The organism is Chryseobacterium sp. HNCC26DJ238 (assembly GCF_057180465.1).
Genome location: NZ_JBXUGI010000014.1, coordinates 101924 through 118663, shown reverse-complemented (window position 1 = coordinate 118663; position 16740 = coordinate 101924). Strand labels below are relative to the sequence as shown.

The following is a 16740-nucleotide window of genomic DNA, read 5'->3' as shown; positions in this document are numbered from 1 at the left end:
GTGCAAATTTCCTAAAAAAGGACCTTAACAAAAAGCATCCGGCATTAATTTTTGTTAACATTACCGTAATATTTATTCTTATTAAAAACCGGCAATCGCAGCCACTTTACATTCGGTTAAAAATCAACAACTTATTTAGAATCGGTTATAAGAAGTATTCTAAATAATCCATAAAAAAAGCCGGCAAAAAATGCCGGCTTATCCTATATTTTAGAGTTCAGATCAGTTAGCCTCTTCAGCTCTCATATCTTTACCTTTAAATTTCATTGACTGGATATTTCCTAAAAGCTCGTTGCTGTAAGACTTTTCCACTTCAAAGAAAGAGAATTTCTCCAGAATCTCAATGTTTCCGATTTCTGCTCTCTTGCTTCCTTTGCTTGAGGTAGCTTTGTTGATGATTTCCAATACATCCAGTTTTTTTAACTGGTCTTTCTTACCAAGGTTGAAGAAAAACCGGGTCATATTTTCATCTCTCTGTCTTGGCTTACCGCCACGATCTCCTCTTCTTTCACCTCTGTCGCTACGTTCTCCCCTGTCACGGTCTCTTCCTCTGTCACGATCTCTTCCGCCTCTGCTGTCTCTGTCTCTTCCACCTCTGTCATCATCCCTGTTGTTGAACTTCTGATCAACAAGATCCTGCTTATCTTTGTAATACAAAGCAAAATCTTTCAACTGGAACTGCAGCAACTGGATAACCAATTCTTCTTTAGTGAAATTACTTAAATCCGGAACAAGACTCTGATCAAATTCAAAGATATTTTCGTGTTCAGTCATTAATTTTTCAAAAACTCCTTTTACCTGAGCAGAAATCACTTCGTCTCCTGTAGGAATTTTTTTCTCAACGATATCGATTTTTGTTGTCGATTTAATCTGCTTCAGCTTTCTGCTTTCTTCAGGTTTGATAAGAGACATAGAGATCCCGTCTTTACCTGCTCTACCTGTTCTTCCGCTTCTGTGTACAAAAACTTCAGGATCATCAGGTAAAGAGAAATGGATTACGTGCGTCAATGAATCCACATCCAAACCTCTTGCTGCAACATCTGTCGCTACAAGGATATCGATATTTTTCAATCTGAATTTCTTCATTACCGTATCTCTCTGCGCCTGAGAAAGATCACCATGAAGAGCATCAGCACCATAACCGTTCTGCATTAAAAAGTCTGCTACCTCCTGAGTTTCCATTCTTGTTCTACAGAAAATAATAGAATACTGATTCGGGTTTGCATCAATTAATCTTTTCAGAGCCTCTTTTTTGTTACGGTATCCTACCACATAAAATTCATGTTTGATGTTCTTTTTAACTTCGTTAATAGAACCCACAGAAATACGGTGTGGAGTTGTAAGGTAACTTTTAGAGATTCTTTCAACTTCTTTGCTCATCGTTGCCGAGAACAGGAAAGTCTGTTTTGTTTCAGGTGTTTCTCTCAAAATTGTTTCCAATTCGTCTTTGAAACCCATCGACAGCATCTCATCTGCTTCATCTAAAACCAACCAGTGGATTTCAGAGAAGTCAAGAGCTTTTCTGTTGATCAAATCGATCACCCTTCCCGGAGTACCCACAATTACCTGTGGCTTGTCTCTCAAAGAACGCATTTGATCCGTAATACTGCTTCCACCATAAACTGCTGTAGTTTTGATGTTTTTCATGTACTTCGAATAGTTGTTAATGTCTTTTGAAATCTGTAGACATAGTTCTCGTGTCGGGCAAAGCACCAAAAATTGGATTTTGCGACTCGTATCGTCAATCATGTCCAAAATCGGAAGCGAAAACGCTGCTGTTTTGCCTGTCCCTGTCTGCGCAAGTGCGATTAGATCGCGAATATCTGATTGAATAAAAGGGATAGTCTGTTTTTGGATTTCTGTCGGGCTTTCGTAACCCAGTTCGCCAATGGCCTTAAGGATATCAGGACTTAAATTGGTCTCCGTAAATAAATTCATTAATTAATATAAAATTTTTGCAAAGATACAACTAATTATTGGATAACTCTTTATATAATATTAACGAATTGATAATTTTGATTTGGAAAACCCCAAGTATTTTTAAATTTATGCAAAAAATGGGCAAAAATTTTATTTTAAATTTAAGAAACTCTCAAGTCCATTTTGTTTTATCGATTTATTTGAATTTTTCATTATTATTTATGAATCTTTAAAACCCCGTATAAATTTTGGGTAACCCCTGGTTTTAGCTAAATTTGACTAAAATAATGATTATGGCTGTTATACTCTCCCAAAGAATATTCGGATACCTCAAAAAGCTGAAAGAAAACAACAACCGTGAATGGTTTAATGATCAAAAAAATCTTTTTATTGAAGTACAACAGGAGTTCGAAACATTCGTTGAAGATCTTATTCTGGAGCTTGGAAAATCTGATGACAAAGCAGCAAAACTTAATGCGAAGAAATCTCTGCTCAGGATTTACCGTGATATAAGATTTTCAAAAGATAAAACACCTTATAAAACCTACTTTGGCGCATCTCTCGGGATGGGAAAGAGCAACGAAAAATCAGGTCACTACCTTCATATCGAGCCTGGAAAATCATTTATCGCAAGTGGTATTTACCTTCCGGAAGCTCCTGTTTTAAAAGAAATCAGAAAAGAAATTTCAGTTTTTAAAGATGAATTCCTGAAAGCAGTTGAGCATAAAGATTTCAAAAAATACTACGGAGAATTAGACCGTGAACATTCCCTCAAAAAAATCCCGCAAGGTTTTGAAAAAGAAGATCCAATGGCTGAATATCTCAGACTTAAAAGTTTTGTAGGAGTGCATCATCTTACCAACAAAGACCTTACGGATAAAAATACCATTGGAAATCTGACCGCCATAATGAAATCTGCAAAACCTCTGAATGATTTTTTAAATGCACCATTTTCAAATACTTCTGAGTAAAAGGCAAATTTAACCTCATTGAATACTCTTAAGGTCAACAGGTTACAATTTCATTAATTTAACATCATTTTAACATTTTTTATTACCTTTGTCGGTCGTCATAAAAAAGAAAGCAATGTCTTTATACCAACAGCTCGCAGAAAAACTACAGTACATCAGTCCTGGTTTTTATAAACAGAGGTATTTTAAAAATTTAAAAAATCTCACAAAATCAAATTTTTCAGCGCGTAATGTAGAACCAGAGCTGGTCTGGATCAAAGAGTATTTACAAAATGACGCTGTAATTTTAGATATTGGAGCCAACGTCGGGACTTTTCTTTACCAGTTTGAGAACAAGCTCAGCCATCAGAATATTTATGCTTTCGAGCCTAACAAGAAACTTAATACCAGACTGAAAAGGCTTTTTCCTTCCATGAATATTTCTTCCGCTGCACTTTCTGACGAAAATACAACCGCTCAATTTAAGGTTCCGGTTATCAAAGGAAAAATGGTGGCTTCAAGAGGTACACTGAACACTTCTTACAAAGAAAAAGACGAAGAAAATTCCTACACAGAAACCGTAGAAGTGGTAAAACTGGATGATTGGATACAATCTAAAAATATCAAAAAAATTGATTTTATCAAAATCGATGTTGAAGGAAATGAAATAAAAACACTTTTTGGCGGAAAAAATACGATCCGGCAATTTAAACCGACCTTAATGGTTGAGATGGAACAGAGACATCATCAACAGCCTATCTGGGATGAGATTTCAGAAGTGGAAAGCTGGGGCTTTCAGGCCCACTATCTTAACAGGATAAGTTTTACAACCGAAAAACTGACCGAAGAGATCCTTACTAAAAATACGGCTGACGAAAAAAATAAAACCGACTACATCAACAATATTATCTTTCTCCCTAAAAATCACTAAAAACGTTGTATGAGTGTAGTTGCAAGACAGGGATTTAAATATTCCATCATTGGATATTTTGGTTTTTTAATCGGAACCATTTCCGCCATATTTATCTTTCCGAATGATTTTGAATTTTATGGGAAACTGAGATATATTTTACCCACTGCCGAAATGCTGGTTCCTTTTGTCGTACTGGGAATTTCTTATTCCAATGTCAAATTTTTTCACAAAGTGGAAAAAGACGGTAAAAAACAGAATATGCTTTCACTTTCCCTTCTTGCTATTTTTGTAAATTTCTGCATATTCTCCCTTGTTTTTTTTATCATTCCATCTGTTTTTCCTGCTTTTAAAAATACTGAAGCCTGGAAAATAAAAGAGGTCATTCTTCCGATGATCCTGCTGCTTTCGTTCTGTGCAGTCTTTAACAAATACACCTCCAACTACAAAAGAATTGTCGTATCCAATATTTTTGACAATTTATTTCCGAAAATAGCAAATCTTGGAGCTTTCTCACTTGTCTTTTATTTTGCTTTATCACAACAGACTGCATTTGCCTTTTTCTTTGGAATGTTTGCCCTCATGCTCACGGGTTATATTTATTACACCAACAGGTTAGAAAAAATCAGGTTTGACATAAGTACAGACTATTTTAAAAAAGACAGTTTCTGGAAAGAGTTCTCTTCCTACAGTTTTTTTGGATTCTTAGGAACATTCGGAAACTATTTAGCCATCAACAGTTTCATGATCGGAGAATTTCTCGGAATGGAGGAAAACGGAATTTATTCTGTTTTGTATGCCCTGATCTCTTTGATTTCGATTCCACAGCTTGGCTTATTCAATATTTCAGCACCCATCATCAGCAAAAATCTTGCAGAAGGAGATATGGAAGAGCTCGACAGATTTCATAAAAAAACTTCGTTAACATTATATTTCCTCGGAGCAGTGCTTTTTTCCTGTATTATGGTCGGCTTTCCATTCTTAACGCATTTTATGCCTAAAAACGGACTTCAGCTTCAGGAATATACTCCGGTCATCTGGATATGGGGCTCTGCAGTACTGCTGGATCTGGCTACAGGTTTTAACGGAAATATTATTTCTCTCTCAAAGTATTACCGTTTCAATATCATCGTCATGCTTTTACTGGCAGGACTGACCATAAGTTTAAATCTGTATTTCATTAACCATACGGAACTGAAACTGATTGGAATTGCTTTATCAACAGCAATTTCACTGACTGCCTACAATGTTATTAAAATCATTTTTAATTATATAATGTTTAAAGTATCCCCTTTAAGTATTGAGATGATTTTTGTATCTATAATCTGTACTTTAGCCATTACAGTAGCCATTGTATTACCGAATTTCAACAACCAGTTTATCAACCTTATTTACAAACCTGCTGTAGTTTTGGTATTGATCTTTATTGGAAATCATTTTACCAGAATCTTCCCTGTTGAGGACTATCTGAATATGAAATTCATTAAAAGTGTTCTGAAATTTAAATAGAAATCAACTGATTTAAAAGCATTTCTGCATCTTTCTGAATTTTCTCCCGATTGAAATCGTTCTGAAAATCGTATTGAAAATTTTTAAGTCTCAGAAACTGACCAATCACATTATCTTCTTCCGGAATGATGAAGTCGAGATCAGATGAATAATCTGGAGGAAAAACGGCCGGCTTTCCAAATTTGACGGCATCCCCTAAATTTCCGGTCATTTTCGTTTTTCCGTAAATTTCTTTATTACTGAAAAATTCTGTTTCCTGTTGAATAGGACACCATAATACGTCTGCTTTTTTCATCCAGTCGTTGAAAATTTCTGGAGATACTCTTTCCTTAAAATATTTTATGCTGATGTTTTCAGGAAGTACTTTCAGCAGGTGTTCCGCATGTGTCAGCTCCTGTCCTTTAATTTTGCCTAATAAAACAAAAGTGAGTTCGTGTGATGTATGCATGTTTCGAATGGTTTTGAAAACATGCTGATAATCTCTCCTTTTTTGGGATACTCCGCCCGGAATTACTACTGTTAAATGTTTGTTTTCGGTTTTCGACAGTGATTTTGTATAAAAAAGCGGTAAAAAACGATTTTTTCCTGTTGATAATTCTTTATCAAGAACAAGGTGGTATTTTGATGTTGAATAAGTCTTTTTCACATCTGACAGTCCTTCTTTCCACAACAGTTTAAGCCTGTAAATCAAGTCATCCCTAAATACATTTTTAATTAAACTAAGCTTTGAAATTTTTGAAAAATTCAGGTTATGGATAATTACCGCAGTTTTGTACTTTCGGGTGACTGTCAGGAAAGTATTAAAATACCGGTGCACTGTTCCGATGATCACCAGATCATATTTTTTAGCCGACAACTGATCTAAAATCATGGAAGAATCTGAAAGATAAACAGATTCATTATTTAGCTGTATCTGGTTTTTAATTTTTTCGGAAAAATAATAATCTACAGAAAACTCTTTGGAATCATCCATTAAATCAATAAAATCCTGCGCAATTTCTGCGTGGGTGTCTATTTCTATGTAGGCTATTTTTCTCAACAAATTATTTTCTATTTTTGGCTAAAGCCGATTGAATGATTATTTTTGTATAACCAGCCAAAAGCCCGCTCTTTCAATATCTGAATTTTATAAAGTTTTAAAACCTCTGAGGTTTAATAGATTATTTTTTAAATTTTCAGCCATTTCTTTTTCAATTCTTTCCAACGCTGATTTTTGATTATTTTTTGTTCATCTTTCGAAATCTTCAGCTCCAGATTTTGAGATTTGCATTTTTCGTAAGCTTTGACAATCTGAAACAGAAATGGAGGGGATTTTATTTTCATGGCTTCTTTAGCGGCCGCAACATAGGTCAGAAATCGGTTTAATCCTAAAAAATAAAAATATCTGCCATAATAATCTGCAGGTTTTATCGTATAGTCAGCTCCTTTTACCTTGACTAATTTGACCTGTAATTCCTGCAAAACCACTTCTTCCCAGCCAAGATGTTTAAGCAAAATTGAATCAATGTTATCCCAGCCTAAAGTTTCCCTTAAACCACCTATAGCTTCAAAACATTCTTTTCGGTAAGCTTTCATAGGACCGCGAACATGGTGTTTGTTAGAGTTGCCTTCATACACCCAATCTCCATTTTTTTCAACATATAATAAACCGCCAACCAAGCCGTATTTTGGATGATCAGCAAAGGCTTTTTCTATTTCGGACAAATAATTTTCATTTAAAATAATATCGGCATCAAACTTACAGATGATATCGTAATTATTGATGTTTTGAGTTTTCAAACCTTTTTTAAAAGCATTTACCACCTTTGAACCCGGCTGATGAGCAGACTTCTCCAAATCAACTGTTTCAAAACGAGAATCTGCATCTGTATATTCTTTAATAACTTCAAATGTTCTATCGGTAGAACCATCGTTCACAATGACCACTTTAAAATCTTTAAAACTCTGTTTTTGTAAAGAATCTAAGGTGAGCGGAAGATTATCCTGTTCGTTGTGCGCGGGGATGATGATTAAAAATTTCAAATCTAATATTGAATTATCCTGTTATGAAAATATTGATTAATGGAAATTACTCATAACCAATTACATATTACCCATTATTTATTGTGCGGTTTCAGCATATTTCTGGGATCCAGAATTTCATCCAACTGTTCCTGAGAAAGAAGATTTTTTTCCAACACCAGATTATAAACACTCTTTCCTGTAGCCAGCGCTTCTTTGGCAATCTGTGTAGACTGCTTATACCCGATATAAGGATTTAATGCAGTAACTATACCGATGCTGTGTTTTACCATGTTGAGACAGACTTCTCTGTTAGCGGTAATTCCCACAATACATTTTTCCCGAAGAGTATCCAGCGCATTGCACAGAAAATGAATATTTTCCATGATAGCATGAGACAGAACGGGTTCCATTACATTTAACTGTAACTGTCCGGCTTCGGCAGCAAAGGTTACGGTCAGATCATTCCCTATTACTTTAAAGCATACCTGATTGACCACTTCAGGAATTACAGGATTTACTTTCCCGGGCATAATAGATGATCCCGGCTGCATAGGAGGTAAATTTATTTCAGACAAACCTGCTCTTGGTCCTGAAGACAGCAACCTGAGGTCATTACAGATTTTTGAGAGTTTTAATGCAAGACGTTTCATTGCTGAAGAGTAGATTACGTAAGAACCTGTATCCGGAGTAGCCTCAACTAAATCAGGGGCAGAAATTACAGGATATCCTGTAATTTCTGCTAAATTTTTCGCGCAGAGTACTGCATATCCTACCGGTGCATTAATTCCTGTTCCGATAGCAGTTGCTCCCATATTTACTTCAACAAACAGATCAGCGTTGCTGTTCAGCTTTGAAATATCTTCTTCAAGAGTGGCAGCAAATGCTTCAAACTCCTGTCCCATTGTCATCGGGACAGCGTCCTGCAGCTGCGTACGCCCCATTTTGATAACATCCTGAAATTCCTGCCCTTTTGCACGGAAAGCTTCAACAATTTTTTTCAGTTTTTCAACTAACGTTTCATTCATCTGCAGCAATCCCATTTTAATTGCGGTAGGATAGGCATCGTTAGTGGACTGTGACAGATTGATATGGTCATTGGGAGAACAGAATTCATACTGCCCTTTATTCTTTCCTAATTTTTCCAAAACCCTGTTGGCAATGACTTCATTGGCATTCATGTTGATCGAGGTTCCTGCCCCGCCCTGGATCATATCAACAGGAAACTCACTGTGAAATAATCCACCGATCAGTTCATCACATACCTCCGAAATTTTAAAATATAAATCCTGATCTAACAGACCTAATTCATAATTGGTCTTCGCTGCCGCTTTCTTTACGAAAGCCAGACCTTTAATAAATTCATGATAGGATGAAAGAAGCTGACCTGAAATCTTGAAATTATCAATTGCTCTTTGGGTCTGAACTCCGTAATAGGCATTGACCGGAACATTCAGTGCACCCAATAAATCAGTTTCCTGTCTGAAATTTTCCATAAAAATCTTTATTTAAGCATTGAAATTTTTGAAATGATATAAAACGCACCCTTAAAGATGTATACTCTGTCTTATTTCGCCGGATATTTTTGATTCAGTGCCTGAAGAACTGCCCATGTTTCGGCATCTAAAATACCGCTGTAATTCTGAGGTCTGAAATGATACTGCAAAGCTTCAATTGTCTTTTTGGTTGCGTCATCCCATACACCGTTAGGCAGAAGATCATATCCGAATTTCTGCAATGCGGTCTGCACAATAAAAATAAATGCAGGCTCACTGTATCTTGTTTCAATATCTGTCTGGGCCAGCATCATGAGATTCTGCTTTGCCATTTCGTCATACCACATCCCGATCTGATATTCATCATATAATTTTTTCCATGGAAAAAGCGGACCCGGATCCTGCTTTCTCGTAGGGGCAATATCCGAATGTGCCAAAACATTGGTGGGAGGAATCTGATATCTTACAACAATATCTTTTGCCAGCGCAGCGACTTTTCTGATCTGCTCATCACTGAACGGTTCAAATATTTTCACTCCTGATGCATCAGCTTTATATCCCATATTGACGATCTCAATGCCTATGGAAGTGTCATTAAGGTTTTTATCCGTACGCCACGCACTTACACCGGCATGATAAGAACGTTTATTTTCGTCCACAAGCTGATAGATCTCATTATCTCCCAGATTATTAACAAGATAATGTGCACTCACGGACTGTTGGGTAAGAACGGTGATCGATTTATCATCCGGTAAAACAGTGTAATGAAGGATCAGGTATTTCTGTCTGAAATTCTGTCCCATGGAAGGAAAGTAAGTTTTGACAACTTTATACCCTGCAGGTTTTGCAGAGACAATAGATCCATAACTTACAGTATTGTCATTTTTGGTGATATCTGCAATATTGGTTCTGAAAAATTCCACTCCATGTTCGGTAGTTACTTCAGGTTTATTTTTCACTGAATTTTGAGAGTTAGCAGCAGTTTTAGGCTGCACTGCTGTTGTTCTCGGTTTATAGGTTGTTTTCTTTACATTTTTTTGTGAACTGCACGAAAAAACGAAAACACTTAAGCCGATGATATATAATGTTTTACGCATTAGTTTAAATTTTTAATCATTTATCAGCTCAAAAATACACAATTTTTTTCTGAAAATTATTTGGTAAATAAAGAAATCTATTCTATATTTGCACTCGCAATAACGGAACAGCGATCATTCAAAAAACGTTATAACAGGAGAGTTGCCTGAGAGGCCGAAAGGACATGTTTGCTAAACATGCGTACTGGAAACGGTACCAAGGGTTCGAATCCCTTACTCTCCGCAGCAAAGATAAATTCGGGGCGTAGCGTAGTCCGGTCATCGCGCCTGGTTTGGGACCAGGAGGTCGCAGGTTCGAATCCTGCCGCCCCGACTGTTTTAGTAATTTTCTCAAAATTACCAATGGGTGCGTAGCTCAGCTGGATAGAGCATCTGCCTTCTAAGCAGACGGTCAAAGGTTCGAATCCTTTCGCGCTCACAAGACCGACATCAGAATTGTAAACAATTTGATGTCGGTTTTTTTATTTCTTAAGTACTCTTATCCTGGCAGGGATCCTTTAGGATCAACTTAAATCATTCAATTTTATTTAGAATTACAAAACTTCAATTTTTACACAGATCATCCTGTTGTCAATATCAGAATATTAATGCTGATGACCGATGATCTTTATTCTTGACAATATCCGTAAAACTGCATTTTCATTATGTATTAATATTGTCTCAAAATTAAAAAATTCAGGTTCAATTTCATTCTTATCAACCTGATTATCAATTACGTATTTATACTCAATTCATAATTTCAGTATTTTCACTCAACATCATATTATTTTATTGTCTTTACTTTGACTTGTTCTCCAATGAAACTCATAAAGACTGTAAACAAAGGCAAACGATCGAAAGTCCGAGTAGAAAAAGAGAAAAAATGAATTGTAACAGGTCCAAACCAATATTTATCTATCGGTCATTTACAAAAAAGAATCGGATTGAGAAATTAAGAAGAATCAATGGGTATTCGATATACATAAATAAAGAATCCTGCCCGATTATAACATTACCTCTTTAAAATAATTTTTTAACCTTAAAACAAATATTTATGCCATCTCAAAATCCAGTAATCAATCAAAATGGAAGTGCCAGCATTAAATCAGGTCAATATTGCACCTGGAACACAACAAACGGTACAAATTCGACTATTACTATTGCTAACTCCAGCAGAAGCAACGTACTGAAATTCGCTATTTCAGGAGCACCAGGAAGCGGTATTATTGTAGACGACGCAGGGAATTCAAGATCAGCGTTCGACGGAGTTTATTCTTTAAAACCTAATTCTCCCAACATTGTAGTGACAGCATTTGGTGATTTTGGAGGCTCTACAGTCACTATCACAAACATCACTAATGCTCAAAATGATGCTGAGGCAACTATTCAGTGCCAAACAAGCTAAGTGCAGCTATAAACTTCACTTTCAGATCCTTTTATTAATTATTCTTGGTCATACCCTGGCAATGGGTCAGGGTTTGATCAGGTCTAAAGCTGATACCGTATCGCTTTCCCGTTTTGAATTTACACAAAAACTAACCAATAACGGAAGCGATTGTATCTGTTCGATCACCAATACCAGTCAGGTTAATATAGCTATGACCGTTCTGACCGGTGCCCCTGATGCTATTCAGCTGGACAGCACGGAAATCTTCAATGGTATACATTCTTTAAAGCCCGGCCAGCAGGTAATTGCTGTAGGCAACTTTGCAGGCAGGCAAATCACGGTATTAAATCTGTCTCTGATGAATGTTATGATTCTTGTTATGCTCTTCTGCCCTGGTTAAAGTATTCACTACCTATAATTATTCTTATGGCACCATCCGAAACAGACATCATATTCAGCAATGAAAATTCAGGAAATCCTGCACTCTATCTGTTTAATCAGGCAGGACAGCACTGGACCGCTTTATTGCTTCCTGAAGGATCTTCTTATAACGACCCTACCATCAGCTTCCAGGTAGCAGTTCAGCAACAGGTCTACTTCCTGTTTGCCCGGATAGCTCCCTCAGATGCAAAAAGCTTTATCGATAGCTACCGTCCTTACCTGTTGACCTTCCGGCAAAATGTGACAGCCAACCTCACGACCGCATGGCTCAGCAATCCGGACCAAAAACCCTCCACTCAGAATACAACGGTCCTCAACTTTGCGCAATTTGGTCCCAGCGCCCCTTTTGTAGTAGGCCAGCCATTTACTGTAACTATCGGCAGCGGCTTCGGTACACTCTCCATCCAGAATAATACCGTGATGCAGCTGCAGCCGGATGAAAACCCTAATGCGCTACGCCTCACATGGACGCCTGGCAATCCCAATATGACTTTTGCCAATAAGACATTAGGTACCAGCTCTTTATTCAATGGCGACATTACGATTCCTTTCAGCGGCCCGGGTACGGGCTCCTTCCGTTTTTTGCTGGGTCTGAATATGAATCTAGACTTTAAGGGATATGGTCTGCAAAACAACTATTATTATGGTGACAGCACAGCACCTTCCTACTTTGCCTATCCCATTCTGCAAACTGGCAATACCAATGATTTTCTCCTTACTCAGACTGAAATAGATCTCCTTGATGTAGCTAATAATGGAGGACTGAATACCTATTTTGCCATCACAGGTCAGATCTACAATGCCAATACCGGAATGACAAGAGCAGCCAGTCTGCCCAGTTATTATGCCATCAATACCGGCTACCCTCTTACCTTATGGCCTGCAGTGAACATGGTGGATTCAGGAGCACCGGTCAATAATCTTTTTCCGACAGACAGTAGCGCACGCTTTGTCATCTCCCCGCAGGATGCTGCAGGGATCAAATCATTTTATCTGTCGCCGGAGGGAGATTTCTACCTCGACCCAGGCGCATCACAGGCTGCTTTTGCTGATGAAAACGGACAGTACAGCTTACTGCCCGGCCTTTCCGGTACAGAAGTAGTTTCATTTACTCCCTATAAGAACAACGCCGGCACTATAACCGGTGACACCATACGTTTTACCTCAAAACAGTCGGCCTTTGCTGCCAATTTTCCCGGTCAGGAAGTATCCCTGGCTAACCCTGGCACCGATAAACCTATACTCGACAGCACTTATCTGACAGCATGGGCGAATATCGTAGCCGCTACACCCGGCAATGTGCAATATGCCTCACAGCCTCAGGGTGCTTCTTTATACGCTAAAGATCATGGGGTAGCATCTCCGGATAATAATATCACAGGGTTTCTGGGCTTTTATGAGCCCTCTGTAGACATGCCTCAAAACAGTGGTTTTGCAGTGCCTATAGCGCCATATCTTGGCGTAAATCCGGTTCCGCCACCCAGTGCAGAAGGTATTGATGCTTTTGAATCCAAGGTACTCAGCACCGAAAGAAAAACATTGATATCTGCTGCTTTCAGTACGCCACACAGCAGTAAAAGCAAGGCCAAAAGAGCCATGGCAAAAACTGCAGCTACAGACTATACGGCCTCAGCCACTCCACAAGGTTTGGTGGCCAATGTGAGCAACAATGGTAACTGGAGCTTATTGAACCTGGCACAGAATACGGTCAACAACGGTTCGCCTGAATACCTTAACCCGGAAGGAGAAACTCCTGCAACACCTTCGCAATACCAGCTCAGCTTTATAAATCTGATGCCTCAAATGCAAAGTGCCTTCCTTACCAATCAGCAGTTTCTGGTGATAACCAACAACCAGTATCTGGGTGATTTGTTTTCAACCATGAATACACCAGGCGGTGGCACAAGCAGTCAGCCTGTCTTCAACAATAAAATGTCCATCGAAGACTGGCCGTTTGATCTGAACGTAGGCACCGGCAATACCTACGCCGATTACAATAATGTATTGATCTTTAAATTCTGTAAAGGCTCCATCATCGACCGGGTAAAAAATCCCAAAGAATGGACCCAGGCCAATGCGTTCAACATCGATAAAAGCAACACCGACTCCGCCGCTGCCTATAATCAGCTGGTTGCGTTGTCATCCTGGCTGCAGACCTACCTGGAAACAGCTGAAGATGCCTACAAGGCAGCATTAGCCGATCCTGCTTCCGGACAGCTGGAATATTATCAGAAATTTCACACCATCATTAATGATCCCAATTGGAATGGTGTTCTGGCTTTGAAAGCAACGATTGATTTACAGGAATTCCCGCAGCAATTAAAAGGATTGATCAGCGGTATCAACCTTAAAAACTTCTACGCACATCATTTCGGCATTGAAGTGAACCGGGTAGATGCCAGCGGCGTAATCACCATGGATCCTGTCAGTTCGCTGTTTGGACTCATCAATTATGTTGACCCTGCTTATGCCCAGCAGATATCACAGGGACTGAACCCCAATAAACCTGTGCAGCCTGCTACAGGAGTTAATTACGATTTTAAAGTACTGTTCCTCCAGATATTGTTTGAAAATACCGCCATCAAAGACTTTACCAGTAAACTGCAACTGACCATGAACAATTTGTTCTCCGATAAAGTGACCGGCACCAACAATCCGTATGGCTCAAATAGCTTAAATACAGTAGTGCTGAACGGTACTTATCAGGATCATAACGGCACCCCGGTCTATGTTTTCGATAACAAAGACGATAATTTATTCTACTTTGACAGTAACCTGCTGACCAATGTAGAGATCACCAAAATACAATTCAACACCCTCACGACAGATCCTGCGGTTCTGGACATACAATCAAGATTTACAATGTGGGGCTACCTCAACTTTGATACGATGATCGCTCAGGCAACCACCAAAGATGGTTCAGACTATCCACTGGATGCTTTTTCCTTTGGTATCGCATCGAATGATGGCACCCTGCAACGAGGACTCAATTACAGTAATCTGTATGTAAACATGGCCTTTAATCTCAATACGCCAACGGTGACCACTTATAGTTTTGATGCCTCGCAAATTGCATTTAACTCATCGCAAAGCAACGCCAGAGCCAATAGTCTCTACCCCAATTTTGCTTTACAGATCAATAAGCTGTTGAGCGGCAATGACGATTCGGCACCTTCAGGTCAGGGCTATTTAAAACTATCCTTACCCGGCATTAATGCCACAGGAATTACAGGGGATTGGTATGGCCTTCAGATGACCCTTAATATGGGGTCACCCGGCGAACTAGCCAGCAGCATCGGTTTCAATGCCAGCCTGCTTATCGCATGGAGTCCGGGCTCTAAAATTGCAGCTCCCGGCTATAATGCTTTTGTGGGAATCAAGCTGCCCGGTACTGCCAGCAATGCAAAACTGCTGAGTATCCAGGGCGTATTGAAGCTCGCTATTGATAAACTGAGCCTGCAATATGTAGTGGACCAGCAGTCGTATCTGCTCACCCTGTCCAATATCGCTTTGAAACTGCTGGGTATCCTGAAACTGCCACCGGGAGGTAATACCGACTTCCTTTTGTTCGGTAATCCCAATCCCGGAGCTACAGCCAAAAGTCTGGGCTGGTATGCTGCCTATAACAAAAATGTATAAACCTGTTGCTATAAACCTTAAATCGATGTCTTATGGCCCGTATCTTATATTGGAACATTGAAAAGTTCGGAATCAACAAAATAAATGAACCCAGAGCCAAGCGGAAACGGGATGGAACGCTTACGATCCCTCCGCCTCAGGCCGGTTACAGAAGAGAAGTGATCCGTACAACCCTTATCCAGAATACCCCCGATATTTTTGTGGTGGTAGAAACATCTACGGGCACAGGCGCTCCCGGCACGCTGATCACAGCAGGTGGGGAGACTGGCAGCCTATTTTTGCTACAACAGTTAAGAGCCTGGTTTCCTGCTCCCAATGACTGGCGTCTTGTTCCTCCCCTCAGACTGGGCCAAGGTAATGTACAGGAAGGTATTTCCGTTTTTTATAACCATGCCCATGTACAGTTCACAGGTCCCTGGGGCTGGCAGGGCGGAGCTAACCCCTCTGATTCAGTGGCTAATATAGGAGCGGGAAATCTTGTCAATTACGGAATCAACTGGACAGGTGCTCTCCCTATGGGTAATGCACCCGGTGGAGCTAACCTGATCAATCCGGGAATACCCTACCGTCACCTTGCGGGTCAATGGCAGTTCAGCGGACCTGCTGTCGGAGGTGTAGCCCCTGTGTTAAGTTTTCCGAATGCGATGAACAGAACCCCTTTTTTAACTACATTCTGGGATCCGGCAGGTGGAGGAAGGACGATCAAATTACTGTCGTTTCATGCTTCTCCCAAAAAACAACAGTCGGCAGATGGTACCAACCAACTTTCCTATATCCAGGAAATGACGACAAACCTTGCAGTCAATGAAGTGGGCGTGATCGTCGGGGATTTTAACGTTGACATCTTTAACACACATTTTGAGCCCATTGCTTATGACCGGTTGCTGGGTAATTTTCCTGCCGGTGTCGGCTACTCACGTCAGATTAACCCCACACCCAATGTATGGCCTGACAAAGGTTATGTCTGTACCATGATCAGATCACACAACAGTGCAAGACCATGGCAGACCAATGGATATCCGGGTTATGAGTATGTGATCCAGGATACTTTTTCGAGTGTGGATAATATACTGACACGCTATGGCGGCGGAACAGCGCTTGGTCCCCCGGCTAATATCACCATTGTGAACAGGATAACCGGCACGACATATAACCGGGATGCACCGCCGGTCATCGGTGTGCCACAAGGCAGTCTTGTATATAACTCTGCTATGGCTTTAAATGCAGCAATGCCTGCGGCAGGCTTACCTTCCGCTTTAGCAATTCCAACTGCAGGCCCTACGGGACATGGAGGTTACATTAAAGGCAATATAGGGGCTATGACCACCTTTGTTGGCTGGAACAATTACCGCAGGGTCAGAAGTACAAGTGACCATATGGGATTAATTGTAGACGTTTAACTGAATATTAT

General features: G+C 39.6%; 12 protein-coding genes and 3 tRNA genes. 10 read left to right on the top strand and 5 right to left on the bottom strand.

From position 1 onward, the window contains the following. Positions 1-222 precede the first annotated feature (222 nt). Positions 223-1938 carry a DEAD/DEAH box helicase gene (locus AC2A07_RS14175; protein WP_314497555.1) on the bottom strand — a complete coding sequence of 572 codons (1716 nt, stop codon included), beginning with the start codon at positions 1936-1938 and terminating at the stop codon, positions 223-225. A gap of 275 nt (positions 1939-2213) precedes the next feature. Here AC2A07_RS14175 and AC2A07_RS14170 point away from each other — a divergent pair, with 275 nt between their 5' ends. The 3 genes from AC2A07_RS14170 to AC2A07_RS14160 all read left to right on the top strand — a co-directional run bounded on the left by AC2A07_RS14170 (position 2214) and on the right by AC2A07_RS14160 (position 5289). Continuing rightward, the gene (locus AC2A07_RS14170) at positions 2214-2891 is read left to right on the top strand and encodes a DUF2461 domain-containing protein (RefSeq protein WP_484050960.1); all 678 of its coding nucleotides are present in this window, start codon (positions 2214-2216) and stop codon (positions 2889-2891) included. A gap of 115 nt (positions 2892-3006) precedes the next feature. Continuing rightward, positions 3007-3801, top strand: a complete 795-nt coding sequence (locus AC2A07_RS14165) for an FkbM family methyltransferase (RefSeq protein WP_484050959.1) — start codon at positions 3007-3009, stop codon at positions 3799-3801. A 9-nt stretch (positions 3802-3810) separates the two neighbouring features. Continuing rightward, positions 3811-5289, top strand: coding sequence for a lipopolysaccharide biosynthesis protein (locus AC2A07_RS14160; RefSeq protein ID WP_484050958.1), 1479 nt, complete (start codon positions 3811-3813; stop codon positions 5287-5289). Here AC2A07_RS14160 and AC2A07_RS14155 read toward each other — a convergent pair. From AC2A07_RS14155 to AC2A07_RS14140, 4 genes are all read right to left on the bottom strand, one after another. After that, entirely contained in the window at positions 5282-6331 is a 1050-nt protein-coding gene (locus AC2A07_RS14155) for a hypothetical protein (protein WP_484050957.1), read from the bottom strand. The genes AC2A07_RS14160 and AC2A07_RS14155 overlap by 8 nt on opposite strands. 125 nt (positions 6332-6456) lie before the next feature. After that, positions 6457-7311 (bottom strand): glycosyltransferase family 2 protein, encoded by an 855-nt coding sequence (locus AC2A07_RS14150; RefSeq protein ID WP_484050956.1) that lies wholly within the window; start codon positions 7309-7311, stop codon positions 6457-6459. A 74-nt stretch (positions 7312-7385) separates the two neighbouring features. Next, positions 7386-8786, bottom strand: coding sequence for an aspartate ammonia-lyase (gene aspA, locus AC2A07_RS14145; RefSeq protein WP_484050955.1), 1401 nt, complete (start codon positions 8784-8786; stop codon positions 7386-7388). Positions 8787-8857: 71 nt separating this feature from the next. Then, a complete protein-coding gene (locus AC2A07_RS14140; RefSeq protein ID WP_484050954.1) occupies positions 8858-9883 on the bottom strand; it encodes an N-acetylmuramoyl-L-alanine amidase in 1026 nt (341 codons plus the stop codon). Positions 9884-10019: 136 nt separating this feature from the next. Between AC2A07_RS14140 and AC2A07_RS14135 the strand changes: the two genes are divergently transcribed. From AC2A07_RS14135 to AC2A07_RS14105, 7 genes are all read left to right on the top strand, one after another. Next, positions 10020-10106 (top strand) — tRNA-Ser (locus AC2A07_RS14135). Between the two features lie 15 nt (positions 10107-10121). Continuing rightward, positions 10122-10196 (top strand) — tRNA-Pro (locus tag AC2A07_RS14130). 31 nt (positions 10197-10227) lie between these two features. Continuing rightward, a tRNA-Arg gene (locus AC2A07_RS14125) sits at positions 10228-10301 on the top strand. A gap of 615 nt (positions 10302-10916) precedes the next feature. Further along, complete coding sequence (locus AC2A07_RS14120) at positions 10917-11267, top strand: hypothetical protein (protein WP_314497527.1); 351 nt, start codon at positions 10917-10919, stop codon at positions 11265-11267. Continuing rightward, positions 11230-11649, top strand: coding sequence for a hypothetical protein (locus AC2A07_RS14115; protein WP_484050953.1), 420 nt, complete (start codon positions 11230-11232; stop codon positions 11647-11649). The genes AC2A07_RS14120 and AC2A07_RS14115 overlap by 38 nt, the downstream gene beginning before the upstream one ends. A 26-nt stretch (positions 11650-11675) precedes the next feature. Then, the gene (locus AC2A07_RS14110; protein WP_484050952.1) at positions 11676-15329 is read left to right on the top strand and encodes a hypothetical protein; all 3654 of its coding nucleotides are present in this window, start codon (positions 11676-11678) and stop codon (positions 15327-15329) included. 32 nt (positions 15330-15361) lie between these two features. Further along, positions 15362-16729, top strand: coding sequence for a hypothetical protein (locus AC2A07_RS14105; protein WP_484050951.1), 1368 nt, complete (start codon positions 15362-15364; stop codon positions 16727-16729). The last annotated feature ends 11 nt before the right edge of the window (positions 16730-16740 follow it).